Origin of the sequence: Bradyrhizobium sp. 159 (genome assembly GCF_023073795.1) — a bacterium.
GTDB lineage: Bacteria > Pseudomonadota > Alphaproteobacteria > Rhizobiales > Xanthobacteraceae > Bradyrhizobium.
Window position 1 is genome coordinate 131,485 of record NZ_JADPKE010000101.1, and the last position, 23,304, is coordinate 154,788.

At 63.5% G+C, this 23,304-nt stretch carries 21 protein-coding genes and 1 pseudogene; 11 read left to right on the forward strand and 11 right to left on the reverse strand.

The annotated features are described in order from the left end of the window. The first annotated feature begins 200 nt into the window (after positions 1–200). Positions 201–1,016: an exodeoxyribonuclease III gene (gene xth / locus IVA96_RS31565; RefSeq protein ID WP_247279965.1), complete on the forward strand. Its 816-nt coding sequence runs from the start codon at positions 201–203 to the stop codon at positions 1,014–1,016. 133 nt (positions 1,017–1,149) lie between these two features. On the opposite strand, the gene IVA96_RS31570 is transcribed toward xth, so the two are convergent. Together IVA96_RS31570 and IVA96_RS31575 are read right to left on the reverse strand one after the other, a co-directional pair. Further along, positions 1,150–1,593 (reverse strand): cyclic nucleotide-binding domain-containing protein, encoded by a 444-nt coding sequence (locus IVA96_RS31570; protein WP_247279964.1) that lies wholly within the window; start codon positions 1,591–1,593, stop codon positions 1,150–1,152. 56 nt (positions 1,594–1,649) lie between these two features. Continuing rightward, a complete protein-coding gene (locus IVA96_RS31575) occupies positions 1,650–2,336 on the reverse strand; it encodes a response regulator transcription factor (protein WP_007598630.1) in 687 nt (228 codons plus the stop codon). 234 nt (positions 2,337–2,570) lie between these two features. Here IVA96_RS31575 and IVA96_RS31580 point away from each other — a divergent pair, with 234 nt between their 5' ends. After that, entirely contained in the window at positions 2,571–3,107 is a 537-nt protein-coding gene (locus IVA96_RS31580) for a L,D-transpeptidase family protein (RefSeq protein WP_247421364.1), read from the forward strand. 26 nt (positions 3,108–3,133) lie between these two features. Beyond that, positions 3,134–3,250: pseudogene (locus tag IVA96_RS31585) on the forward strand (hydratase); the annotation flags it as partial. 137 nt (positions 3,251–3,387) lie between these two features. Here IVA96_RS31585 and IVA96_RS31590 read toward each other — a convergent pair. After that, positions 3,388–4,077: a YggS family pyridoxal phosphate-dependent enzyme gene (locus IVA96_RS31590; protein WP_247421369.1), complete on the reverse strand. Its 690-nt coding sequence runs from the start codon at positions 4,075–4,077 to the stop codon at positions 3,388–3,390. A gap of 108 nt (positions 4,078–4,185) precedes the next feature. Here IVA96_RS31590 and IVA96_RS31595 point away from each other — a divergent pair, with 108 nt between their 5' ends. The 4 genes from IVA96_RS31595 to holA all read left to right on the forward strand — a co-directional run bounded on the left by IVA96_RS31595 (position 4,186) and on the right by holA (position 10,448). Further along, a complete protein-coding gene (locus IVA96_RS31595; protein ID WP_247279961.1) occupies positions 4,186–5,883 on the forward strand; it encodes a diguanylate cyclase in 1,698 nt (565 codons plus the stop codon). Positions 5,884–6,155: 272 nt separating this feature from the next. After that, positions 6,156–8,777 carry a leucine--tRNA ligase gene (gene leuS / locus IVA96_RS31600; protein WP_247421373.1) on the forward strand — a complete coding sequence of 874 codons (2,622 nt, stop codon included), beginning with the start codon at positions 6,156–6,158 and terminating at the stop codon, positions 8,775–8,777. Then, complete coding sequence (lptE, locus tag IVA96_RS31605) at positions 8,764–9,315, forward strand: LPS assembly lipoprotein LptE (RefSeq protein ID WP_247279959.1); 552 nt, start codon at positions 8,764–8,766, stop codon at positions 9,313–9,315. The genes leuS and lptE overlap by 14 nt, the downstream gene beginning before the upstream one ends. Positions 9,316–9,419: 104 nt before the next feature. Then, positions 9,420–10,448 carry a DNA polymerase III subunit delta gene (holA, locus tag IVA96_RS31610; RefSeq protein WP_247421376.1) on the forward strand — a complete coding sequence of 343 codons (1,029 nt, stop codon included), beginning with the start codon at positions 9,420–9,422 and terminating at the stop codon, positions 10,446–10,448. A gap of 342 nt (positions 10,449–10,790) precedes the next feature. Here the strand turns inward: holA and IVA96_RS31615 are convergent, their stop codons facing one another. The 7 genes from IVA96_RS31615 to hemJ form a co-directional block, all read right to left on the reverse strand. Further along, complete coding sequence (locus tag IVA96_RS31615; protein WP_247276614.1) at positions 10,791–11,675, reverse strand: ParB/RepB/Spo0J family partition protein; 885 nt, start codon at positions 11,673–11,675, stop codon at positions 10,791–10,793. 138 nt (positions 11,676–11,813) lie between these two features. After that, the gene (locus IVA96_RS31620) at positions 11,814–12,683 is read right to left on the reverse strand and encodes a ParA family protein (RefSeq protein ID WP_247421378.1); all 870 of its coding nucleotides are present in this window, start codon (positions 12,681–12,683) and stop codon (positions 11,814–11,816) included. Between the two features lie 31 nt (positions 12,684–12,714). Beyond that, positions 12,715–13,356 (reverse strand): 16S rRNA (guanine(527)-N(7))-methyltransferase RsmG, encoded by a 642-nt coding sequence (gene rsmG / locus IVA96_RS31625; RefSeq protein WP_247421603.1) that lies wholly within the window; start codon positions 13,354–13,356, stop codon positions 12,715–12,717. Between the two features lie 141 nt (positions 13,357–13,497). Beyond that, positions 13,498–15,378, reverse strand: coding sequence for a tRNA uridine-5-carboxymethylaminomethyl(34) synthesis enzyme MnmG (mnmG, locus tag IVA96_RS31630; RefSeq protein ID WP_247421381.1), 1,881 nt, complete (start codon positions 15,376–15,378; stop codon positions 13,498–13,500). Between the two features lie 354 nt (positions 15,379–15,732). Further along, a complete protein-coding gene (gene mnmE, locus IVA96_RS31635) occupies positions 15,733–17,091 on the reverse strand; it encodes a tRNA uridine-5-carboxymethylaminomethyl(34) synthesis GTPase MnmE (RefSeq protein WP_247421383.1) in 1,359 nt (452 codons plus the stop codon). A gap of 309 nt (positions 17,092–17,400) precedes the next feature. Continuing rightward, positions 17,401–18,666: a transcription termination factor Rho gene (gene rho, locus IVA96_RS31640; protein WP_247276610.1), complete on the reverse strand. Its 1,266-nt coding sequence runs from the start codon at positions 18,664–18,666 to the stop codon at positions 17,401–17,403. A gap of 244 nt (positions 18,667–18,910) precedes the next feature. Further along, the gene (hemJ, locus tag IVA96_RS31645; protein WP_247421385.1) at positions 18,911–19,345 is read right to left on the reverse strand and encodes a protoporphyrinogen oxidase HemJ; all 435 of its coding nucleotides are present in this window, start codon (positions 19,343–19,345) and stop codon (positions 18,911–18,913) included. Between the two features lie 458 nt (positions 19,346–19,803). Between hemJ and IVA96_RS31650 the strand changes: the two genes are divergently transcribed. From IVA96_RS31650 to dnaQ, 4 genes are read left to right on the forward strand one after another with little or no spacing between them, the layout of a single operon-like run. Further along, the gene (locus IVA96_RS31650; protein ID WP_247276608.1) at positions 19,804–20,643 is read left to right on the forward strand and encodes a pyruvate, water dikinase regulatory protein; all 840 of its coding nucleotides are present in this window, start codon (positions 19,804–19,806) and stop codon (positions 20,641–20,643) included. An 8-nt stretch (positions 20,644–20,651) separates the two neighbouring features. Further along, positions 20,652–21,260, forward strand: a complete 609-nt coding sequence (locus tag IVA96_RS31655) for a Maf family nucleotide pyrophosphatase (RefSeq protein ID WP_247421387.1) — start codon at positions 20,652–20,654, stop codon at positions 21,258–21,260. A 22-nt stretch (positions 21,261–21,282) separates the two neighbouring features. Further along, a complete protein-coding gene (gene coaE / locus IVA96_RS31660) occupies positions 21,283–21,882 on the forward strand; it encodes a dephospho-CoA kinase (RefSeq protein ID WP_247421389.1) in 600 nt (199 codons plus the stop codon). A gap of 30 nt (positions 21,883–21,912) precedes the next feature. Next, a complete protein-coding gene (gene dnaQ, locus IVA96_RS31665) occupies positions 21,913–22,635 on the forward strand; it encodes a DNA polymerase III subunit epsilon (RefSeq protein ID WP_247421393.1) in 723 nt (240 codons plus the stop codon). Here the strand turns inward: dnaQ and secB are convergent. Next, on the reverse strand, positions 22,626–23,111 hold the full coding sequence (secB, locus tag IVA96_RS31670; protein WP_247276604.1) for a protein-export chaperone SecB: 486 nt from the start codon (positions 23,109–23,111) through the stop codon (positions 22,626–22,628). The genes dnaQ and secB overlap by 10 nt on opposite strands. Positions 23,112–23,304: the final 193 nt, after the last annotated feature.

Below are 23,304 nucleotides of genomic sequence, written 5' to 3' on the forward strand. Positions count from 1 at the left end.
TGAGCGAAGGTGCCCTTGCGCCGTGCCCACCATCTCTTTCCTCGCGGCAGGCATGGTGGGCACGCTTCGCTCTTCGAGCTGCACCGGACAAATTGCTGTGCCCGTGCTGCGAGACCTCGCATTTCCAAGCTGGAAAAGACGTGGGCACGTCGCGCTGCGCCTTTGCCCATCCTGCGAGAGCTTGCTAAGACGCACGTCCCATGCGTTTTTCCCTGACAACCTGGAACATCAATTCGGTGCGGCTACGCATCGATCTGGTCGCGAAATTCCTCAAGAGCGCGCGGCCGGACGTGCTGTGCCTGCAGGAGACCAAATGCATCGACGACGCCTTTCCGCTCAAGCGTTTCAAGCGGCTCGGCTATGAGCACGTCGCGCTGAACGGGCAGAAGGGCTATCACGGCGTCGCCATCGTCTCGAAGATTCCGTTCGAGTCGAAGGACATCCGGACCTTCTGCGACAAGCTGGATTCCCGCCACATCTCGGTGTCGTTCGGCGGCACGGCCAACATCGCAAAGCCGCTGATCGTGCATAATTTCTACGTGCCCGCCGGCGGCGACATTCCCGATCCCGCGCTGAACGAGAAGTTCGACCACAAGCTGCGCTTCCTCGACGAGATGAGAGCCTGCGAGCCGCTGCATCCGCGAGGGCAGGACCGCCACATCCTCGTCGGCGACCTCAACGTCGCCCCGCACGAGAACGACGTCTGGTCGCACAAGCAGCTTCTGAAGGTGGTTTCGCACACCCCGATCGAAACCGAGAAGCTGAAGGCGGCGCTGGCTGCCGGCGAATGGATCGATGTCGCGCGCGAGCGCATCCCGATGTCGGAGAAGGTCTATACGTGGTGGAGCTATCGCTCCCCCGACTGGACCGTCGGCGATCGCGGCCGCCGGCTCGACCACATCTGGGTCTCGCGCGCGCTGAAGGATGCGGTTCAGGATTTCAAGATCCTTCGCGATGCGCGGAGCTGGGAGCGGCCGTCGGACCATGTCCCGGTGACGGTGACGCTCGAGGTTTAGCACCGTCCATCACGCCTGACGCCCTCATTCTGAGGAGCGCGCGTGCGCGCGTCTCGAAGGATGGGCTGCGGGCGATGTCCGGGCCTTCATGGTTCGAGACGGCGCTGACGCGCCTCCTCACCATGAGGATCACTCACGACGTCAGCTTCGCACCGGCCATCAAAATATCGCTGGCGATCTGGCTGGAGCGGACTGCGAATTCGTCGCGCAGGCGAACCGCGGCGGCGGGGTCGCTTTCGAGCACGCGCTGGAACAGGCTGCGCGCGATGCGGATGACGGAGGCGTGCTCCAGCGCGACCGCGGTCGACGGCCGCTTCATCGGCACCACCAGCGCGAGCTCGCCGATCAGGGCGCCGGGACCGGCGATCATTTCGGCACCGGCGCCGTCATCGACCCGGAAGGCGCCGCGCTGGACCACGAAGCCGGCGTCGGCATCGTCGCCGAGATTGAACAGGACGTCGCCGCGGACGAAGTTGCGCTGCTCGGAGCCGATCGCCAGCATGCGCAACGAGGCGTCTCCCAACAGGCGCAGTGTCGGGACACGCTCGAGAAGCGCTACATCGTCGTCGATTGACATTCAGGTCCGAGGCTCAAGGGCACGCGATCTAACGATTCGCAGGCCCCTGAAGCGTATCACGGCACCAGCTTGTAGCCACCGGCTTCCGTGACCAGGATTTCCGGGTTGGCGGCGTCCTTCTCGATCTTCTGGCGAAGGCGGTAGATGTGGGTTTCCAGCGTGTGGGTGGTGACGCCGGAATTATAACCCCAGACCTCCTGGAGCAGCGTCTCGCGCGACACCGGCATCTGGCCGGCCCGGTAGAGGAAGCGGAGGATGGCGGTCTCCTTTTCGGTGAGGCGGACCTTGCGCGCGTTCGCTGCCGTCAGCATCTTCGAGCCGGGGCGGAAAGAGTAGGGGCCGACCGAGAACACCGCGTCCTCGCTGGCCTCGTGCTGGCGAAGCTGGGCGCGGATGCGGGCGAGCAGCACGGCGAAGCGGAAGGGCTTTGCCACATAATCGTTGGCGCCGGACTCCAGCCCCAAAATGGTGTCGGAATCGGTGTCGTGGCCGGTCAGCATGATGATCGGGGCCTTGAAGCCGCCCTTGCGTAACGAGCGAACCACCTCGCGACCATCGGTGTCGGGCAGGCCGACATCCATCAGAACGAGATCGGGAGCATTGGCCTTTGCGGCGCTTGCGCCCTTGGCGCCGGTATCGACGGCGGATGCTTCGAATTCTTCGTGCAGCGATAATTGCTCCACCAACGTATCGCGCAGATCGGTATCGTCATCCACGATCAGGATCTTGCGGGCATTGGCCATAGGGGGTCATCCTTTTGGATCCGGCTCGGCGCGCATCCATGCCGCACCCAGCCGCGAGGGAAAGTTAGGGGTCGCCGTTGTTATTGTTGTTCGTGTTGAAGTAGTGGGCTGTTACCGATTCACAAGCCAGAACCACTCTAACCCAGAATAGCAGGGCGTTTTGATGAATGTCCTGTAATGAATTCGACATCGCACGTTCACATGAAAAACAAAGCTGCGTCAGCTAGTTACACCATGAACCGAAGTGCCGGGCCGCTGTCCGCGATCCGCGTTAGGTGTGCCGCCGGCAATCCCCGCCGGGGCTGGCTGACGGCCGGAGCACTGACGATACCGGTGGCGCTGGGACGCGGCGGCATCCTCGCCAACAAGCGCGAGGGCGACGGCGGCACCCCGAAAGGCAGCTTCCGCCCCAGGCGGTTGTGGTGGCGGGGCGATCGGCACAGCCGTCCGCAGACATTCTTGCCGGCCCGGATCATCACCGGCGAGGACGCCTGGTGCGAGGACCCCAAAGACCGTCATTACAACCAAGGTATCCGGCTCGGCGAAGGGCAGGGCGGTGACCGGCTCAAGCGGAGCGACCATCTCTATGATTTCATCATCGAGATCGACCACAACACGAGGCCGCGCATCGCCGGCCGCGGCAGCGCGGTGTTCTTGCACCTCGCCCGCGACAATTTCGGCCCGACCGCAGGCTGCGTCGCCATGACGAGATCTGCGATGCTGCAATTGCTGCGACGATTGGGACCAAGAACGAAAATCATCATCGGGTGAGGACGCATGCTCGACAGGGATCAGATCGGGCAGCGGAGGTGGTGACCCCGGGCATGGGCCATCCGCCGCTGCCGATCCAGGCCGGCGATCATTTTGCGGTGGATTTCGGCGTGCTGGGCAAGGTGTCGGTGGGGTTTGCGTAGGTGCGGCCCCTTCCGCCGTCATTGCGGGGGAAGTGAAGCAATCCCGAAATGCATACGTGGAAAGACTCTGGATTGCTTCGCTTCGCTCGCAATGACGAAATCAAGACCGTTGCCCCACGGCCCTTCGCCTACGGCTCTCACCGATGCCCGAAGATCGCGCTTCCCACGCGGACATGGGTGGCGCCGAGCATGATCGCGGTCACAAAATCCGCGCTCATGCCCATCGACAGGTTCTTCAGGCCATTGCGCGCCGCGATCTTGGCGGTGAGAGCAAAGTGCGCCGCCGGCGGTTCGTCGATCGGCGGGATGCACATCAGGCCGGAAATCGTCAGCCCATAGGTGTCGCGGCAGCTCGCGAGGAAGGCATCGGCCTCGCCGGGCGCGACGCCGGCCTTCTGCGGCTCCTCGCCGGTGTTGATCTGGACGAACAGCTGCGGGTGCTTGTTCTGGGATTCGATTTCCTTGGCTAACGCTTGGCAAATGCTCGGACGGTCGACCGAATGGATGGCATCGAACAGCGCGACCGCCTCCTTCGCCTTGTTGGATTGCAGCGGCCCGATCAGATTCAGCGCGATGTCCGAGTAGACAGACATTAACGCGGGCCACTTGCCTTTGGCCTCCTGGACCCGATTTTCGCCGAATACGCGCTGTCCGGCGTCGATCACCGGGGTAATCGTATCCGCGGCGAAAGTCTTGGACACTGCGATCAGCGTCACGGAGGCGCGATCGCGCTGCGCATCCTTGCAGGCACGTGCAATTTCGGCCTCGACTGCGGCGAGCCCGTTTGGTGAATGGCCGGTTGCCGGCGCGGCGTTGGCTTCTGTCATGACGTCGATCGGTTGTGGTCGTAACCGCAGGTAAGTCCAATTTTACCGAGTTCAAGAAAGAGTTTTTGAACCCTTCGCTTTACCTTGCCCGTGGGGTGGGTAGCGAAGATGGCAAGCGTCAGTCTCAACCGCAAACGAGCCAAACTCAAGCAGGTTCTCGGAATCCGGGCGCGGCTCGCGTTGCTCGCGGTGATTCTGGTGGCCCCCTTGATGCTCGAGCGCATCCGTTCGCTCGAAGACACGCGCGCGCGGCAGATCGCGCAGGCCGCCGCCGAATTCACCACCGTCGCAAGGCACAGCGCCGATGCGCAGCGCGAGGTGATCTCGTCGGTCGAGACCATCCTGAAATCGGAGGCCTTCATTCGGGCGTCCGCCGGCGGGATCAGCAAGAGCTGCGACGTGCTGCGTGCGAGCCTGCCGTCGAGCCTGCCCTGGATCCGCACGCTTCTAATCGCGGGCCAGGACGGCCGCATCCAGTGCGCCACCAACAACATGTATGTCGGCCTCGATCTCAGTGACCGGCCCTACTTCCTGCAGGCACAGGAAACCGGCCGTTTCGTGCTGAGCGACTTCATCCTGTCGCGGCCCGCGCCGACGCCGACCGTCATGGCGGTTTATCCGGTGTCCGCCTTCAGCGGCGTTCCGGATGCCGTCGTGCTCGCCACCGTCAACCTCGACTGGATGTCGAAGGTTATGAGCAATCTCGGCGGACGCGCCGGCATCACGGCGGTTCTCGTCGACAGCGCCGGCACCGTACTGGCCGCGCCCGCCGACCAGCACAGCGCGGTCGGCCGTCCCCTCGACAACATGCCGCTGATGTCGGCGATCGCCGACAGGGCGCTGCGGTCCGACCAGGATGAAGGCGCGCTGTCCTTTCTAGCTGCCGACGGCTCCCGCCGCGCGGTCAGCTACATCCGCATCGCCGGCACCAATGCCCGCCTGATCGCAAGCATCGACGAGGACAAGGTGTCCGCGGCGGTGAGCCGCGACATCCGCACCGCCTATCTTCAGCTCGCCTTCGTCGTCGTGTTCGTCCTGCTCGGCGCGCTGATCGCCGCCGAGAAACTGGTGATCAAGCCGATCGAGATGCTGGCCGACATGGCCAAGCGTCTCGGCGAAGGCGATCTGTCGGCGCGGGCGGCGCGTACTCGCCTGCCCGCCGAGTTCGTGCCGCTGGCGCGCGCGTTCAATGCGATGGCCGCGCAATTGAGTCAGCGCGAGCGCGAGCTGATCGCGAGCAACGACCGCCTGACGGTGATGGCATCGATCGACATGCTGTCCGGTCTCGCAAACCGTCGCGGCTTCCAGAGCCGGCTCGATTTCGAATGGATGCGCGCCCAGCAATATGGCAGCGACCTCGCGCTTCTGATGATCGACGTCGACCACTTCAAGCTCTTCAACGACACTTATGGCCATCTCGAAGGCGATTCCTGCCTGACCCGGCTCGGCGAATCGCTGTCCGGCATTGCCGCCGACACGATGGGTTTCGCGGCGCGCTATGGCGGCGAGGAATTCTGTCTGCTGCTGCCGAACACCGACGTCGCCCGCGCCGTCGAAATCGGCGAACTCGTCCGCGCGGCCGTGTTGAAACTCTGCCTGCCGCATATCACCTCCGCGCATATGATCGTCACCGTCTCGATCGGCGTTGCAGCGACGAAGCCAAACGAGACACTGCGCCCCGGTGACCTCATCGAAGCCGCCGACGCCGCGCTCTACGCCGCAAAACACCGCGGCCGCAACAACGTCGTCGAGCACGGCGTGCAGGCGATCGAGACCGGCGCGACCGAGATCGCGATGGCAGGCTAGCCGGCCATCCGCTCCCGATCGAACTCGCTCTCCGTAACGGCGCGATTGCGGCCGCTGCTCTTGCAAGATAGAGCGCGCGGTTGCCGCGCTCGAGACTGGCGCTCAGCTCGTTAATTGCACCTCAAACTGGACCTACCTCGGTAGCGAACCGGAGGTTTGAAGCGGAAAACGTGAAATCTATCGGCGTTCGGCAACCCATTGACCCCTTACAGGCTTTTATGGCCTAGTCCGCCGTCTTTAGCCGGCCGAACCCACGAAAACCCAACGATTCCATGACCTCCGAACGCTACAATGCCCGCGACGCCGAACCGCGCTGGCAACGCCTCTGGGACGAACAGGCGATCTTCGTCTCCCGAAACGACGATCCGCGGCCGAAATATTACGTCCTCGAGATGTTCCCCTACCCCTCCGGGCGCATCCATATCGGTCATGTCCGCAACTATACGCTCGGTGACGTCCTGGCCCGGTTCATGCGCGCCAAGGGGTTCAATGTGCTGCACCCGATGGGCTGGGACGCCTTCGGCCTGCCGGCCGAGAACGCCGCGATCGAGCGCAAGGTCGCGCCCAAGGCCTGGACCTACGACAACATCGCCGCGATGAAGAAGCAGCTCCGCTCGATCGGGCTGTCGCTGGACTGGTCCAGAGAGATCGCGACCTGCGATCCTTCCTACTACAAGCACCAGCAGAAGATGTTTCTCGACTTCCTCCGCGAAGGGCTCGCCGAGCGCGAGAAGCGCAAGGTGAACTGGGACCCCGTCGACATGACCGTGCTCGCGAACGAGCAGGTAATCGATGGCCGTGGCTGGCGCTCCGGCGCCGTCGTCGAGCAGCGCGAGATGAACCAGTGGGTCTTCAAGATCACGAAGTACTCGCAGGAGCTGCTGTCGGCGCTGGACGGGCTCCACCGCTGGCCCGACAAGGTGCGGCTAATGCAGCGCAACTGGATCGGCCGCTCGGAAGGCCTGTTGATCCGCTTTGCGCTGGATGCGGCGACGACGGCCGGCGAAAACGAGCTGAAGATTTTCACGACGCGCCCGGACACGCTGTTCGGCGCGAAGTTCATGGCGATCTCGGCGGATCATCCGCTGGCGCAGGCGGCCGCCGCGAAGAACCCTGCGCTTGCGGAGTTCATCACCGAGATCAAGAAGATCGGCACCGCGCAGGAGGTCATCGACACCGCGGAGAAGCAGGGCTTCGACACCGGCATCCGCGCAGTGCACCCGTTCGATCCCTCCTGGAAGCTGCCGGTCTATGTCGCCAACTTCGTGTTGATGGAATACGGCACCGGCGCGATCTTCGGCTGCCCCGCGCACGACCAGCGCGACCTCGACTTCGTCAACAAGTACAATCTCGGCAACACGCCGGTGGTGTGCCCCGAGGGGCAGGATCCGAAATCGTTCGTCATCACCGATACCGCCTATGACGGTGACGGCCGCATGATCAATTCCCGCTTCCTCGACGGCATGACGATCGATCAGGCCAAGGAAGAGGTGGCGAAGCGGCTGGAAGGCGAGCTGCGCGGCAACGCGCCGGTCGGCGAGCGGCAGGTCAATTTCCGCCTGCGCGACTGGGGCATTTCGCGCCAGCGCTACTGGGGCTGCCCGATTCCCGTCATCCACTGTCCGAAATGCGATGTGGTGCCGGTGCCGGATGCGGATTTGCCGGTGAAGCTGCCGGATGATGCGACCTTCGACCGACCGGGCAACGCGCTCGATCATCATCCGACCTGGAAACACGTCACCTGCCCGAAATGCGGGGCTAAGGCGCAGCGTGAGACCGACACCATGGACACTTTCGTGGATTCGTCCTGGTACTTTGCGCGCTTCACCGATCCCTGGAACGAGAACGCGCCGACGACGCCTGCGGTCGCCAACCGGATGCTGCCGGTCGATCAGTATATCGGCGGCGTCGAGCACGCGATCCTGCACCTGCTCTACAGCCGCTTCTTCACCCGCGCGATGAAGGCGACTGGGCACATCGCGCTCGACGAGCCGTTTGCCGGGATGTTCACACAGGGCATGGTGGTGCACGAGACCTACCAAAAGGCCGACGGCTCCTATGTGCAGCCGGCCGAGGTCAAGGTCGAGGTCGGCGGCAATGGTCGCCGCGCCACGCTGCTCGCGACCGGCGAAGACATCCAGATCGGTCCGATCGAGAAGATGTCGAAGTCGAAGAAGAACACTGTCGATCCCGACGACATCATCGAGACCTACGGCGCCGACGTCGCCCGCTGGTTCATGCTGTCAGACTCCCCGCCCGATCGCGACGTGATCTGGAGCGACGAGCGCGTCCAGGGCGCATCGCGCTTCGTGCAGCGGCTGTGGCGGCTGGTGAACGATGCGAAGGAACTCGGCAACGACGCGCCGGCGGCCCGGCCGGCTTCGTTCGGGGCAGATGCCACCGCCTTGCGCAAGGCCGCCCATGGCGCCCTGGACAAGGTCACGACCGGCATCGAGCGACTGCACTTCAACGTCTGCCTCGCCCATATCCGCGAATTCGCCAATGCCCTATCCGAGGTGCTCCAGCGCCCCGGCCAGCCCGCCGCGGACCTGGCCTGGGCAATCCGGGAGGCCAGCCAGATCCTGGTCCAGCTGTTCTCCCCGATGATGCCGCATCTGGCCGAGGAGTGCTGGCAGGCTTTGGGCCAGAGCGGGCTGGTTTCGGAGGCCAATTGGCCCCAAATCGAACGCGATTTGCTGGTTGAAGACAGCGTGACCCTGGTGGTCCAGGTCAACGGCAAGAAGCGGGGTGAGGTCACAGTTGCAACACTGGCCCAGAATCCGGAAATCGAGGCTGCCGTTTTGGCCCTCGATGCGGTAAAGCTGGCCCTGGACGGCAAGCCCGTCCGCAAGGTGATCATCGTCCCCAAGAGGATCGTGAATGTTGTCGGCTAGGATCCGCATCGCAGCCCGCTTGCTGGCGGTCGCCGCCCTGGCGGCGCTGACGGCCGGCTGCTTCCAGCCGATGTATGCCGAGCGCAACGACGGTACCCCTGGCCTGCGCGAGAAGCTGATGGGGGTCGAGCTGCCGCCGATCGCCAAAGCGAACGCCTCCCGCGAGGCGCGCGTTGGCGTCGAGGTCCGCAATGCCCTGGCCTTCAAGCTCTACGGCACGGCGACGGGAATGCCGCCGACCCACCGCCTGGAGATCCGCTTCACCACCACCCGCTCGTCCCTGATCGTGAGCGCCGCGACGGGACTGCCGACCAGCGAAAATTACGGCATCGATGCGCAATACAATCTGATCGACGTCGCGACCGGCAAGTCGGTGATGACCGGGACCACCTTCTCGCGCGTGTCCTACGACATGCCCGGCTCCTATCAGCGCTTCTCCCGCAACCGCGCCGTGCGCGACGCCGAGGATCGTGCCGCCAACGAGATCGCGGAGAACATCAACACTCGGCTCGCCTCGTTCTTCACCGCGGGCACGTAGTTCATTTCCGTCATTCCGGGGGCGCGAAGTGAACCCGGAATCTCAATTCCCAACCTCTGGATTCCGGCTTTGCGCGATGCGCGCCCGGGAATGACAATCTAGGCATGGTCGCGCTGCGCGGAAAAGAGATCGATGCCTTCCTCGCCCGCCCCGATGCGGGCCGCCCGATCATCCTGCTCTACGGTCCCGACGCGGGCCTCGTGCGCGAGCGCGCCGATGCGCTGATCGCATCCGCCGTCGACGATCCCAACGATCCGTTCTCGCTGGTCAAGCTCGACGGCGACGAGCTCTCCGCCGAGCCGTCGCGCCTCGTCGACGAAGCCATGACGGTGCCGCTGTTCGGCGGCCGCCGCGCCATCCGCGTCCGCGCCGGCTCGCGCAGCTTTGCCAGCGGCATCGACACCCTGGCCGAGATGAACGTAAAGGATTGCCGCATCGTGATCGAGGCCGGCGAGCTGCGCCCGGAATCGCCGCTGCGCAAGGCGTGCGAGCGCGCCAAGACGGCGGTCGCGATCGGCTGCTATCCCGACACCGAGCGCGACCTCGCCAAGCTGATGGAGGAGGAGCTCCGCATCGCCAATCTGCGCATCGCGCAGGACGCCCGCGCGGCGCTGATGTCGTTCCTTGGCGGCGACCGCCAGGCCTCGCGCAACGAGCTGCGCAAGCTCACGCTCTATGCCCATGGCAAGGGCGAGGTCACGCTGGATGACGTGATGTCCGTGGTTGCCGACGCCTCCGAGCTGAAGCTCGATCCCATCGTCGATGGCGCCTTTGCCGGCCGGCCCGACATTGTCGAGGCCGAATTCGCCAAGGCCATGATCGCCGGCACCTATCCCGGCGTGATCATCTCCGCCGCGCAGCGCCAGGCCGCGTGGCTGCACAAATCGGCGCTCGCGATTGCCGACGGGACGCCGGCCTCAGCCGTGCTCGACGGCGGCTTTCCACGGCTGCACTTCTCGCGGAAGCCCGCGGTCGAAGCGGCGCTGCGCAACTTCAGCCCGGCCCGGCTCGCCGCCATCATCGAGCAGCTCGCGACCGCCGCGCTCGACACCCGCAAGCAATCCACCCTCGCCGCCGCCATCGCCCAGCGCACGCTGATGGCGATCGCCGCGAATGCAAAGCGGCGGGGCTGAGCCGAATTCTCTCCACGTCATTGCGAGCCAACGGGTCCGCGCAAAGCGCGGCCCGATGACAGGCTCCGCGAAGCAATCCAGAATCCCTCCGCGGAAAGATTCTGGATTGCTTCGTCGCTGATGCTCCTCGCAATGACGTGTGGAGAGAGTCCCGCGTCACAATGATGGCGGTAATCCCTCATCCTGAGGAGCGCGCTCTTGCGCGCGTCTCGAAGGATGCAGGCCCGCCTGTGATCCCCGCCCTTCGCGACGCCGCTTCGCAGCTCCTCAGGGTGAGGGAAATAGATTGGACGTGCCGCGCACGATCCCGGTTTCGCACCCAGCTCCGGAACGACACGCGAGCTACAGCGCGCCCTTCGCGAGCCGCTTCATCACCTCGTCGAGCTGATCGAGGTTGCGATAGTTGATCTGCACGGATCCGCCAGGATCGCGGTGATTGACGGTGACCTTGAGACCGAGCGCGTCGCTGACGCGCTTTTCCAGATCGACCGTATCGGGGTCCTTTTCCTTCGCCCCAGCGCGCGCCTTCTGCGGCTTGCGCCCCGGCACGCCCTCTTCATGCGCAAGCGCCTCGGTCTGACGGACGTTGAGGCCCTCCTCGACGATGCGCTTGGCGGCCGCGAGCGGATCGGGCACGCCGATCAGTGCGCGAGCATGGCCAGCCGTCAGCTCGCCGGTTGCGATCAAGGCCTGCACCTCGGCCGGCAGCTTCGTCAGACGCATCATGTTGGCGACGTGGCTGCGGCTCTTGCCGACGACTCTTGCGATATCGTCCTGGCTGCGTTTGAACTCGTTGGCAAGCGCGTGATAGCCCTGCGCCTCTTCCATCGGGTTGAGGTCTTCGCGCTGCACGTTCTCGACGATCGCGAACTCCAGCGCATCGCTGTCGCTGATGTCGACCGGGACGATCGGCACTTCATGCAGGCCAGCCATTTGCGAAGCGCGCCAGCGCCGCTCGCCGGCGATGATCTCGTAGCGATCCTGCGCGCCCTTCACCGGACGCACCACGATCGGCTGGATCACACCGTGCTGCTTGATGGAGTCGGAGAGCTCCTTGAGCTCGGCCTCCGAAAAGGTGCGACGCGGATTGCGCGGATTGGCTTTGATGAATTCGATCGGCACCTTGCGCTGCGCGCGCGGGCGATCGACATGCTGAGCCTCGCCGCCGACATCACCAATCAGACTCGCAAGACCCCGGCCCAGTCGCGAACGCGCTTCGTCGGCCATCGCCAGCTCCCTTGGATTCACTTGAGCGCACTCCAGAACTGAATTTCGAAACGTAGGGTGGGTAAGCGAAGCGTGCCCACCAGTGTGTGCGGAAGACGGTGGACCCGGCGAAGACACCTTTGCCACCCTACGGCCTCGTCAATGCGTGGTCCGCAGCTCGCGCTCGCGCTGGATCACCTCGGTGGCGAGCCGCAAATACGCTTCGCTGCCGACGCATTTGAGGTCGTAGACCAGCACCGGCTTGCCGTAGGACGGCGCTTCCGAGATGCGCACGTTGCGCGGGATCATGGTCTTGTAGACCTTCTCGCCCATGAACTGGCGGACGTCGGCGACGACCTGGTTCGAGAGGTTGTTACGCGAGTCGAACATGGTCAGCACGATGCCGTGGATCGACAGATTCGGGTTGAGCGTCGAGCGCACCTGCTCCACGGTCTGCAGCAATTGCGACAGACCTTCGAGCGCGAAGAATTCGCATTGCAGCGGTACCAGGATCGCATCGGACGCCGCCATCGCGTTGACCGTGAGCAGGTTGAGCGAAGGCGGGCAGTCGATCAGCACGTAGGTGTAGTCGGCATGCGGAGAGACATTGTTGTTGAGCGCACCGATGGCGTCGCGCAGCTTGAAGGCGCGGCCGGGCGTGGTGCCGAGCTCGAGCTCAAGGCCGGAGAGATCCATGGTCGAGGGCGCGATGTGCAGCCGCGGCACCGCGGTCGAGACCACAGCCTCGCGCAAGGCGGCTTCGCCGACCAGCACGTCGTAGATCGAACAGCTACGGTTGCGGCGATCGATGCCGAGGCCGGTCGAGGCGTTGCCCTGCGGATCGAGATCGACGATCAGGACGCGTTCGCCAATCGCTGCGAGCGCCGTGCCGAGGTTAATCGCTGTGGTTGTTTTTCCGACGCCCCCCTTCTGATTTGCCAGCGCCAGGATGCGCGGGTGGCCATGCGGCACCTCCGCTGCCTGTTCTTGGGCGGTCTGTTCTTGCTGCGGCTCGTCAATCACGGTCATCGTAAATTCCCCACTCAGGCCCCTGAACGCCTCACCCGCGCCGTTCGGCAGACGTCAGTTCCACGATCCAGCCGTCGCCGGTGCGGCTTGGATGAAGCTGAGGCCGAATATTCCAATATTTAGCGGCTTCGGTCAATTCAGCCTCTACATCTTGACCCTTGAGAAATAACGCTTTTGCGCCCTGGCGTATCAGCGGCTCCGCAAAGCCGATGAGTTGATGTAGCGGAGCGAGCGCACGCGCGGTGACGCAATCGACGGGGCCGGTGATTCTATCCACATTATCCCCGATTTCAGCGAGATGTACGACTCCCGGAGATGTGGTGACACGGATCGCTTCGCGCAGGAACGCGGCCTTCTTGGCGATTCGCTCGACAAGATGGACGCGAGCATCGGGCCTCCCGGCCATGGCGCAGGCCAGGACGATGCCCGGGAAGCCACCGCCGCTCCCGAGGTCGGCCCATCGTTTTGCCGCCGGTGCGAGATCCACGAGCTGAAGCGAGTCGGCGATGTGCCGGGTCCAGAGGTGCGGCAGGGTCGAGGGCGCGACCAGGTTGGTCTTGGCCTGCCACTCGCGGAGCAAGGCGATGTAGCGATCGAGCCGGTCTTCCGTTTCATGTGAAACAGGCGCGAGCTTGAGCGCCGCTATCTTGTCGGCAGCGATGACGGCGTCCAGCGATTGATCGTTGGTGCCGGCGTGGTCGATCTTCGGTCTGATCAGCCTCGGCTCGGGCCATCGACCGCCACCCTCGCCCGCCGCAGGTTTTCCTGATGACGATCTGCCGCCTCCCGGCCCGCGCTGTTTCACGTGAAACGCCTATGCAATCGCCTTCGAGGTCTTCCGTGCCTCGCGCCGCAGGTAGGCCGCGAGAATGCCGAGCGCCGCCGGCGTCATCCCATCGATCCGGCCGGCTTGGCCGACCGTGAACGGTCGGGCCTTCTCCAGCTTGGTCCGCACCTCATTGGAGAGACCGGGGACCTGCTGATAATCGACCTCCGACAGCACCATACCCTCGTCGCGCCGGAAGGCTTCGACGTCGGCGCTCTGGCGCTCCAGATAGACGTCGTATTTGGCGTCGGTTTCGAGGTGGGTCGCGATGATGGGGTCGATCGCCGACAGCTCCGGCCAGATCGCCCGGACCTGGCTCCAGCCGATATCCGGATAGGCCATCAGTTCGAAGGCGGACCGGCGCTGGCCATCGCGGTTCAGGGAGAGTCCGTGCTTGATCGCCTCGTTCGGGGTGATCGCAAGCGACTTCGAGAGCGCGCGGGCTGCGTTCAGCGCACCCATCTTGGCGCGATGATGCTGCATGCGGGCACTGCCGACACACCCCAAGGCGATGCCCTTCTCGGTGAGACGCTGATCCGCATTGTCGGCCCGCAGCGTCAGCCGGTATTCCGCCCGGGAGGTGAACATCCGATAGGGCTCGCTGATCCCGCGGGTGACGAGATCGTCGATCATCACACCCAGATAGCCATCCGCCCGGTCGAACACCGTTAGCGCCGCCCCGCTGGCGGAGAGCGCTGCGTTGACGCCTGCCACGATGCCCTGCCCGGCGGCTTCTTCGTATCCGGTGGTGCCATTGATCTGCCCGGCCAGGAACAGACCGCGCAGACGCTTGGTCTGGAGGGTCGGATCGAGCTCGCGGGGGTCGATGTGGTCGTATTCGATGGCGTACCCCGGACGGACCATCTTCACCCGCTCCAAGCCGGGAATGCTGGCGAGGATCGCGAGCTGGACCTCCTCAGGGAGCGAGGTCGAGATGCCGTTGGGATAGACAGTTGTATCGTCGAGCCCTTCCGGCTCCAGGAAGATCTGATGGCCGTCACGGTCGCCGAAGCGGACGATCTTGTCCTCGATCGACGGACAATAACGCGGACCGGAACTCTTGATCTGGCCGGAATACATCGGGGAGCGATGGACATTGGCGCGGATCACCTCATGGGTCACCGAGGTGGTCCGGGTGATGCCGCACTGGATCTGCGGGGTCGTGATCCGTTCCGTCATCACCGAGAACGGCTCAGGCGGTTCGTCTCCGGGCTGCATTTCGACGGCCGACCAATCGATCGTGGTGCCGTCCAAGCGGGGAGGAGTCCCCGTTTTCAGCCGCCCGAGGGTGAAGCCGGCGCGCTCAAAGGAGCCAGAAAGGCCCATCGCCGGTGCCTCGCCGACGCGACCGGCGGGCCAATTCTTCTCGCCGAGATGGATCAGACCGCGCAGGAAGGTGCCGGTGGTGACGACTATCGCCCCTGCCCGAAGCTCCCGGCCGTCGGCCAGGCGCAGACCGATGACCCGGCCTTCCACCACGATCAGCTCCTCAGCCTCCCCCTCGAGGACGGAAAGACCCTCGGTCTCCCGGACCGCGGCCTGCATCGCGGCCGCATAAAGCCTTCGGTCGGCCTGAGCGCGAGGACCACGGACAGCCGGACCCTTGCGGCGGTTGAGGACACGAAATTGGATGCCGCCGGCATCGCCGACCCGGCCCATCAGACCATCGAGCGCATCGACTTCGCGGACCAGATGGCCCTTGCCGAGACCCCCAATGGCGGGGTTGCAGGACATCGCGCCTACGGTCGAGAAACGATGCGTCACAAGAGCGGTTGTTGCACCCATCCGAGCAGCAGCCGCCGCGGCCTCACAGCCGGCGTGACCGCCGCCAATGACGATGACGTCGTAGTTCTCTCGCTCTGTTCGCATGAGCCAACTTCTAGCTCAGAGGTGTGAAAGCCGGAAGTGGAAACTAGGCGGAGATGTTTCACGTGAAACGGAGCATTCGAGGGGAAAGCGATTTCGCGAAAACAACCCCATGCACAGTAGACGAGCTATTGAACCTGCTGCGTTTCAGGTGAAACAAAATCACTGAAATGATCAAAAGATATCGCGGCGACGCGATCCCAGAATCTTTCGTGGGCAGTCTGGATTATCGTGCAGTGATGCTCGTAAGGGCGGCCGGCGCCCCAACCGTTTCACGAGGCAAAGGAACCACAGCATGTGTTTCACGTGAAACGCAAAGAGTGGAACAAAGGCTAGCTCTACAATGAAGAACTAATCCTACTTTCCGATGCAAAATTTCTGGAAAATGGCGCCGAGCACGTCTTCCACGTCCACCCGGCCCAGCAGCCGGCCCAAGGCATAGGCCGCGGCACGCAATTCCTCGGCGGCGAGCTCTTCGCCCTCTTCTACAAGCTCCAAACTCCGGCGCAAGCTGTCTGCCGCTTGGCGCAACAGCTCGCGTTGGCGTGCCCGGGTCACCAATGCACCCTCGCTGCTCCCGAAGAATTCAGAGGCGAATTTCACGAGAGCATCGACCAGCTGAGGGATGCCATCGCCCCGGCTCGCGGAGATCGCGAACTCGTCCCGCGGCCCCGATCCCCCAGCCCCGCCGAGATCGACCTTGTTGCGCACGATCCAGATCGAGCCGCCAGACGGACCATTCCCGCCGCCGGCCTTCCGCAGCAACCGCGTCGCGTCCGGATCGATGGTCTGCGATCCCTCCACCAGCCACAGCACGAGATCCGCGTCTTCGGCCCTGGCCCGTGCCCGGCGCACGCCCTCTTGCTCGACAGGATCGTCGGTCTCGCGAATGCCGGCGGTGTCGATCAGCGTGACGGGGTAGCCGTCGAGATCGAGCTGCACCTCGATCACATCGCGTGTGGTGCCAGCGTACGGCGAGACGATCGCAACCTCGCGGCGTGCGAGCTGATTGATCAGCGTCGACTTGCCGACATTCGGCTCGCCTGCGATCGCGACCACCAGGCCATCGCGCAGCCGTTCAGCTTGGCCCTGTGCCGCAAGAACTTCTGCAATTTCGCGATGCAGCGCTCCGATCGCCTTGACGGCGGGCGCCAGAAGCTCGGCAGGCACGTCGCCCTCATCCGAGAAATCGATGCCGGCTTCGATCAAGGCCGAAGCTTCGATGATACGTTCGCGCCAATCGCGTGCACGATTGCCGAGCAGGCCCTGCAACTGGCGCAGCGCTTGACGCCGCTGGCGGTCGGTATCGGCGTGGATGAGATCGTCGAGGCCCTCGGCCTCGGTGAGGTCGAGCTTGCCGTTCTCGAATGCACGTCGCGTGAACTCGCCGGGCTCGGCCGCTCGCGTGTTCGGGATAGCAGAAATTGCAGCGAGGAGCGCCGAGAGCACAGCGCGGCCGCCATGGACGTGGAATTCGGCGACGTCCTCGCCGGTCGCACTTGCCGGCCCCGGAAACCAGAGCACGACCGCATCATCGATCGGCTGGCCCACGGCGTCACGGAGCAACCTGCGGCTGGCGTGCCTCGGCGCCGGCAGCTCACCCGCCAGTGTCGTCAGCGCCAAGCCAGCCCGTGGCCCGGAGACGCGCACCACCGCAATCGCGCTTGGCGGACGGCCGGACGACAGCGCAAAGATGGTCTGGTCTTGCGGATGCATGGCCTATTTGTCCGGCTGCCGGAGAAAAGGCAAACCTCCATTTCGAACGCCAGGCGGCATGATTTTGCTGCGCCACATCCCGCAGCAGAAGATTGCATTGCAGTGCAATATTGGCACAGCATTTTTGCTGCAGAACGCAGCCGTTCAACTCGGTCGGCTCACCGAATTGAAAACATTATCGTACTATATCAATGACTTAAATAAAAACGGGCTATGTAACAAGCCTCTTGCCATGCTGCAGGTTCACTGCAGCAAAGCTGCACAAGAAAGGGCGCCCCAGGGCGCCCTCCACTTTCCGTTGCACTGCACTCAGGTGTTCATCGAGTCGAAGAACTCCGAATTGCTCTTGGTCGAGCGCAGCTTGTCGAGCAGGAAGTCGATCGCGTCCATGGTGCCCATCGGGTTCAGGATGCGGCGGAGCACGTACATCTTCTTGAGCACCTGCGGATCGGTGATGAGCTCCTCCTTGCGGGTGCCGGAGCGCGAGATGTCGATCGCCGGGAAGGTGCGCTTGTCCGAGACCTTGCGGTCCAGGATCAGCTCCGAGTTGCCGGTGCCCTTGAACTCTTCGAAGATGACTTCGTCCATGCGGCTGCCGGTATCGACCAGTGCCGTCGCGATGATAGTCAGGGAGCCGCCCTCCTCGATGTTCCGGGCGGCGCCGAAGAAGCGCTTCGGGCGCTGGAGCGCGTTGGCATCGACACCGCCGGTCAGCACCTTGCCGGATGACGGCACCACGGTGTTGTAGGCACGACCCAAGCGCGTGATCGAATCGAGCAGGATCACGACGTCGCGGCCATGCTCGACCAGGCGCTTGGCCTTCTCGATCACCATCTCGGCGACCTGGACGTGGCGCACCGCCGGCTCGTCGAAGGTCGAGGACACCACCTCGCCCTTCACCGAACGCTGCATGTCTGTGACTTCTTCCGGGCGCTCGTCGATCAGGAGCACGATCAGATAGCATTCGGGGTGATTGTGCGTGATCGAATGCGCGATGTTCTGCATCAGCACGGTTTTACCGGTGCGCGGCGGCGCGACGATCAAAGCGCGCTGGCCCTTGCCGATGGGCGCGACGATGTCGATCACGCGTGCGGAGAGATCCTTTCGCGTGGGATCGTCGATCTCCATGCGGAAGCGCTGATTCGGAAACAGCGGCGTGAGGTTGTCGAAATTGACCTTGTGCTTGGCCTTTTCCGGATCCTCGAAATTGAGCGTGTTGACCTTCAGCAGCGCGAAATAGCGCTCGCCCTCTTTCGGGCTGCGGATATGGCCTTCGAGGGTGTCGCCGGTGCGTAAGCCGAACCGGCGGATCTGCGAGGGCGAAACGTAGATGTCGTCCGGACCCGGCAGATAATTTGCATCGGGCGAGCGGAGGAAGCCAAAGCCGTCGGACAGCACCTCGACGACGCCCTCGCCGACAATGTCGGTCTCGGCCAGCGAAAGCTGCTTGAGGATAGCGAACAGCAGCTCCTGCTTGCGCATGGTGCTGGCATTCTCGACCCCGTTCTCTTCCGCGAACGAGACCAGCTCGGCCGGGGTTTTCGACTTGAGGTCCTGAAGTTTAATTTCCCGCATTGGGGTGGTCCTGTGGGGTAACCTTGGAAGGGGTGCGAGGAGGCTGAAATGCGGACGTGAGAAGGTAAGGTCCGCAGGTCTGGCAAGGAGAGTGCCGGTGAGGCTTCAAACCTGATGCGGTGTCCGGCCTCTGGAAAGCTCAGACACAACCACATCCGCCTGCGTTGGGTGGGATACCGATAATATAGAAAATCGCTTCCTGCTCCGCAAGCCGAAGCGCCGAGGGATTCGTCGCGCGCGTTGCCTAGAACGGCTTCACGATCACCATGATCACGATGAAAATCATCAGGACTGTCGGCACCTCATTGATAATCCGATAGAATTTCTGGGTCCGCGGGCGCCGGTCGCGGGCGAAATCCGTCAGCCAGCGGGAAAAAAAGCCGTGGACCGCGGACATTGCCAAGACCAGTGCCAGTTTTACGTGCAGCCAGCCGGAAGTGAACCAATGGCCGGACCAGGCGAGATAAAGCCCGGCCAGCCAAGTGACCATCATGGCGGGGTTGATGATCGCCTTGAGTAGCCGGCGCTCCATGATCTTGAACGTTTCGGACTGCTTCGAGCCGATTTCGGTCTCCGAATGATAGACGAACAGCCGTGGCAGATAGAGCATGCCCGCCATCCAGGCGATGACGGCGATCACGTGCAGCGCCTTGATCCAGAGATAGAGGTCTTCAAACATGTGCCGCCCCGGATTCCTGCCGAGCATTCCAAACGCTGGGGATAGTAAGAACTCGTTAAGGTCTTACCCTGCACACTTATCCGTCCGTAGCGCCTTCCTCAAATCTAGAATCTTAGATTCTTAAGGTTTGAGTCTATGTGACCGTGGATTGGACTCACACAATTCCGTCCGCGGCTTCACGCGCGCTTGTTCACATCCATCAACATATCCTGCGCCAGTCTGCCCTGTCGGAATAATTGACCCGCGTTCAGGGGCTTGCGCCCGCCTGTCGGCAGCTTATCAAGAGGCTTGTCCGCGCAATCCCGTTGCCGTCGCGGAGGACCGGCAAACTTGTCCTGACGGGCAGCGGTGTGAAGAAAATTGGCCGTTGTCCCGCCCCTCCTGTCGCGCAACCCTTTCCGAGGGGTTAAGCTCCACAGAAATCCACAAATCACACCGCCTCCATACAAAGGGTTTTTGTGCCGACCTCGAACAATTATTTCCATCTGCACCTCGTCTCCGACTCCACGGGTGAGACGCTGATCACCGTGGCCCGCGCGGTCGCGGCCCAATACGCCAACGTGACGCCGGTCGAGCACGTCTATCCGCTGGTGCGCAGCCAAAAGCAGCTCGATCGCGTACTCGATGAGATCGAGGAGGCGCCGGGCATCGTGCTGTTCACGCTGCTGGAGAAGGATCTGGTCTTCAGGCTCGAGAACAAGTGCAAGGAGATCAACGTTCCGAGCCTGTCGATCATCGGCCCGGTGATGCAACTGTTCGAAGCCTATCTCGGTGCCGCGACCACGGGTCGCGTCGGCGCCCAGCACGTGCTCAACGCGGAATATTTCAAGCGCATCGACGCGCTGAACTACACCATGATCCACGACGATGGGCAGCATGTCGAAGGCCTCGACGAAGCTGACGTGGTGCTGGTGGGTGTGTCCCGCACTTCGAAGACGCCGACGTCGATCTACCTCGCCAATCGCGGCATCCGCACCGCCAATGTGCCGCTGGTTCCGGGCATTCCGGTGCCCTCGCAATTGGAAACCCTGACGCGGCCGCTGGTGGTGAGCCTGCATGCGACGCCGGAACGCCTGATTCAGGTGCGCCAGAACCGCCTGCTCTCCATGGGCGCCAATTCCGGCAGTGATACCTATACCGACAAGCAAGCGGTCGCCGAGGAGGTCGCATTCGCACGCAAGCTCAGCGCCAAGCATGACTGGCCACTGCTGGATGTCACAAGGCGCTCGATCGAGGAAACCGCCGCGGCGATCATGAAGCTCTACACCGATCGCCAACGCAACCGGCCCTCGGAATAGTTGTCGCAATGGGTCTGTGGCGCGGCACATCTCCGCTGATCCTGGCCTCGCAGAGCAGCGCGCGGAAAATGCTGCTGGCGAATGCTGGACTCGAATTCGTGGCCGTCACGGCTGCTATCGATGAGCGCGGCATCCAGGCGGTGTCGAAACTCTCAAACCCGCGCGAGATCGCCCTGCTGCTGGCGCGTGAGAAAGCCAAGGCGGTCTCGGCTTATCATCCCGGAAGCTATGTAATAGGCGCCGACCAGACGCTGGCTCTTGGCGAGCACCTCTTCAACAAGCCCGCTGGCCGTCCCCAGGCGATGGCGCAGTTGCGCGATCTCTCCGGCAACAGCCACGAGCTGAATTCGGCGGTGGCGGTGGCGCATGACGGAAGGATTGTTTTCGAGGATGTTTCCGTGGCCCGCATGACGATGCGGCAAATGACGGAAGCGGAGCTTACGGCCTATCTCGACGCCGCCGGCGCTGCCGTGACCACCAGCGTTGGCGCCTACCAGCTCGAGGGTCTCGGTATCCATCTGTTCGAGCGCATCGAGGGCGATCATTTCACCATCCTCGGCCTGCCGCTGCTGCCGCTGCTTGCGTTCCTGCGCCGCGAGCGGCTAGTTGCGGTGTAAACGACAGACAGGCTGGGCGCTGATGCGGATCCTGGGATTGACCGGCTCGATCGGGATGGGCAAATCCACCACCGCCAAATTGTTCGCGGAGGCCGGTGTTCCCGTCTACGACGCCGATGCCGCAGTTCATCATTTGTATGAGGGCGAAGCGGCTCCCGCGATCGAGGCTGCCTTCCCCGGCACGACCATCAACGGCAAGGTCGACCGGTCCAAACTGTCCGCGCGCGTGGTGCACGATCCTGCCGCGATCAAGAAGCTCGAGCAGATCGTCCATCCGATGCTCGGCGCCTCCCGGCAAAAATTCTTTGCCGATGCGGAAGCGGCCAAGGTCCCCGTCGTGGTCCTGGACATTCCCCTCCTGTTCGAGACCGGTGGCGAGAAACGGGTCGACGCAGTGGTCGTGGTCTCGACCTCGCCGGAACTTCAGCGCGAGCGGGTGCTGGCGCGGGGAACGATGGACGAAGCAAAACTCGATGCCATCATCGCCAAGCAGATGCCCGACGCCGAAAAGCGCAAGCGCGCCGATTTCGTAGTGGATACGTCACACGGACTTGAGCCGGTGCGGGCGCAAATCAAGCACATCCTGGCCGAGGTCGTTAAGATGCCGCAGCGGCGAGCCTGATTCGCCGATTTTACACCGGCCATCTCGATCATGCGCGAAATCGTTCTCGATACCGAAACCACCGGCCTCGATCCGCTCCGCGGCGATCGCCTGGTCGAAATCGGCTGTGTCGAGATATTCAACCGCATGCCGACCGGACAGACCTTTCACCGCTACATGAACCCTGAAAGGGACATGCCGGCCGAGGCCTTTGCAGTGCATGGGCTGTCGGCCGAATTTCTGGCGACCAAGCCGCTGTTCCACGAGATCGTCGACGAGTTTCTGGAATTCATCGGCGATGCGCCGCTGGTGATCCACAACGCCTCGTTCGACATCAGCTTCATCAACGCCGAGCTCGACCGGATCAAGCGCGCAGCGATCCCGCGCGAGCGGCTGGTGGACACGCTGCTGCTGGCACGGCGCAAGCATCCCGGCGTGTCCAACCGGCTCGACGATCTCTGCTCGCGTTACGCGATCGACAATTCACACCGCACCAAGCACGGTGCGTTGCTCGATGCCGAGCTTCTGGCCGAGGTCTATGTCGACCTGGTCGGGGCGCGGCAGTCGCAGTTGCTGCTGGCCTCGGAAACCGAGGAAATTCGCGTCAGCGCAAGTGGCGAAGCGCCGCGGCGGCAACGCCTGGTGCCGCTCGCGCCGCGGGTTTCTGCTGCCGAACGCGAGGCCCATCGCACCTTCATCACAACGCTCGGCGACAAGGCGATCTGGAACGAGTACCTGCCCGCTCCAGCTGCCGTGGCGGCCGGTCAGGCCTGACCGGCTTGGCCCTGAGCGGCCATCTGCCGCTCCATGTTCTGACGATACAGACCGACGAAGTCGACCGGATCCAGCATCAGCGGCGGGAACCCGCCGTCGCGGACCGCGGTCGCGATGATCTCGCGGGCGAACGGGAACAGCAGGCGCGGGCACTCGATCATGACCAGCGGATGCAAATTCTCCTTCGGCACATTGGCGATCCGGAACACGCCGGCGTAGGCGAGCTCGAACGAGAACATCACCTTGCTCGCGGCCTCGGCCTTGCCCTCGACCGACAACGTCACCTCGAACTCATGTTCGCTGAGATTGTTGGCGCTGACATTGATCTGGATGTTGATCTGGGGCGGCTGGCTCTGCTGCTGGAGCGAGCTCGGCGCGTTTGGATTTTCGAACGAGAGGTCCTTGGTATATTGCGCCAGCACGTTGAGCTGGGGAGCCTGGGCCGCCTCGGGAGGGGTGCCGTTACCGTTGGTCATGAAAGTCTCTCCTTACCCGATTTGGGCTGAATTTCGCGGCGGTTGGCTAACATAGGGCCGCCTCATTCCACAAGGACGAACGACCCCCAGGTGAGGGATCGGAGTCGCGCCCGCAACTGTGACGTTCACCCCGGTCTTTTGCGCGAAATTGCGCCCTAAACGATTGAAGAAGCGCGATTTCCGGGCAGGATCG

Excerpts from the sequence above, each read along its gene's own strand:
- xth (WP_247279965.1), top strand. The coding sequence starts at position 201 with ATGCGTTTTTCCCTGACAACCTGGAACATCAATTCGGTGCGGCTACGC.
- IVA96_RS31570 (WP_247279964.1), bottom strand. The coding sequence starts at position 1,593 with ATGTCAATCGACGACGATGTAGCGCTTCTCGAGCGTGTCCCGACACTG.
- IVA96_RS31575 (WP_007598630.1), bottom strand. The coding sequence starts at position 2,336 with ATGGCCAATGCCCGCAAGATCCTGATCGTGGATGACGATACCGATCTG.
- IVA96_RS31580 (WP_247421364.1), top strand. The coding sequence starts at position 2,571 with ATGAACCGAAGTGCCGGGCCGCTGTCCGCGATCCGCGTTAGGTGTGCC.
- IVA96_RS31590 (WP_247421369.1), bottom strand. The coding sequence starts at position 4,077 with ATGACAGAAGCCAACGCCGCGCCGGCAACCGGCCATTCACCAAACGGG.
- IVA96_RS31595 (WP_247279961.1), top strand. The coding sequence starts at position 4,186 with ATGGCAAGCGTCAGTCTCAACCGCAAACGAGCCAAACTCAAGCAGGTT.
- leuS (WP_247421373.1), top strand. The coding sequence starts at position 6,156 with ATGACCTCCGAACGCTACAATGCCCGCGACGCCGAACCGCGCTGGCAA.
- lptE (WP_247279959.1), top strand. The coding sequence starts at position 8,764 with ATGTTGTCGGCTAGGATCCGCATCGCAGCCCGCTTGCTGGCGGTCGCC.
- holA (WP_247421376.1), top strand. The coding sequence starts at position 9,420 with ATGGTCGCGCTGCGCGGAAAAGAGATCGATGCCTTCCTCGCCCGCCCC.
- IVA96_RS31615 (WP_247276614.1), bottom strand. The coding sequence starts at position 11,675 with ATGGCCGACGAAGCGCGTTCGCGACTGGGCCGGGGTCTTGCGAGTCTG.
- IVA96_RS31620 (WP_247421378.1), bottom strand. The coding sequence starts at position 12,683 with ATGACCGTGATTGACGAGCCGCAGCAAGAACAGACCGCCCAAGAACAG.
- mnmG (WP_247421381.1), bottom strand. The coding sequence starts at position 15,378 with ATGCGAACAGAGCGAGAGAACTACGACGTCATCGTCATTGGCGGCGGT.
- mnmE (WP_247421383.1), bottom strand. The coding sequence starts at position 17,091 with ATGCATCCGCAAGACCAGACCATCTTTGCGCTGTCGTCCGGCCGTCCG.
- rho (WP_247276610.1), bottom strand. The coding sequence starts at position 18,666 with ATGCGGGAAATTAAACTTCAGGACCTCAAGTCGAAAACCCCGGCCGAG.
- hemJ (WP_247421385.1), bottom strand. The coding sequence starts at position 19,345 with ATGTTTGAAGACCTCTATCTCTGGATCAAGGCGCTGCACGTGATCGCC.
- IVA96_RS31655 (WP_247421387.1), top strand. The coding sequence starts at position 20,652 with ATGGGTCTGTGGCGCGGCACATCTCCGCTGATCCTGGCCTCGCAGAGC.
- coaE (WP_247421389.1), top strand. The coding sequence starts at position 21,283 with ATGCGGATCCTGGGATTGACCGGCTCGATCGGGATGGGCAAATCCACC.
- dnaQ (WP_247421393.1), top strand. The coding sequence starts at position 21,913 with ATGCGCGAAATCGTTCTCGATACCGAAACCACCGGCCTCGATCCGCTC.
- secB (WP_247276604.1), bottom strand. The coding sequence starts at position 23,111 with ATGACCAACGGTAACGGCACCCCTCCCGAGGCGGCCCAGGCTCCCCAG.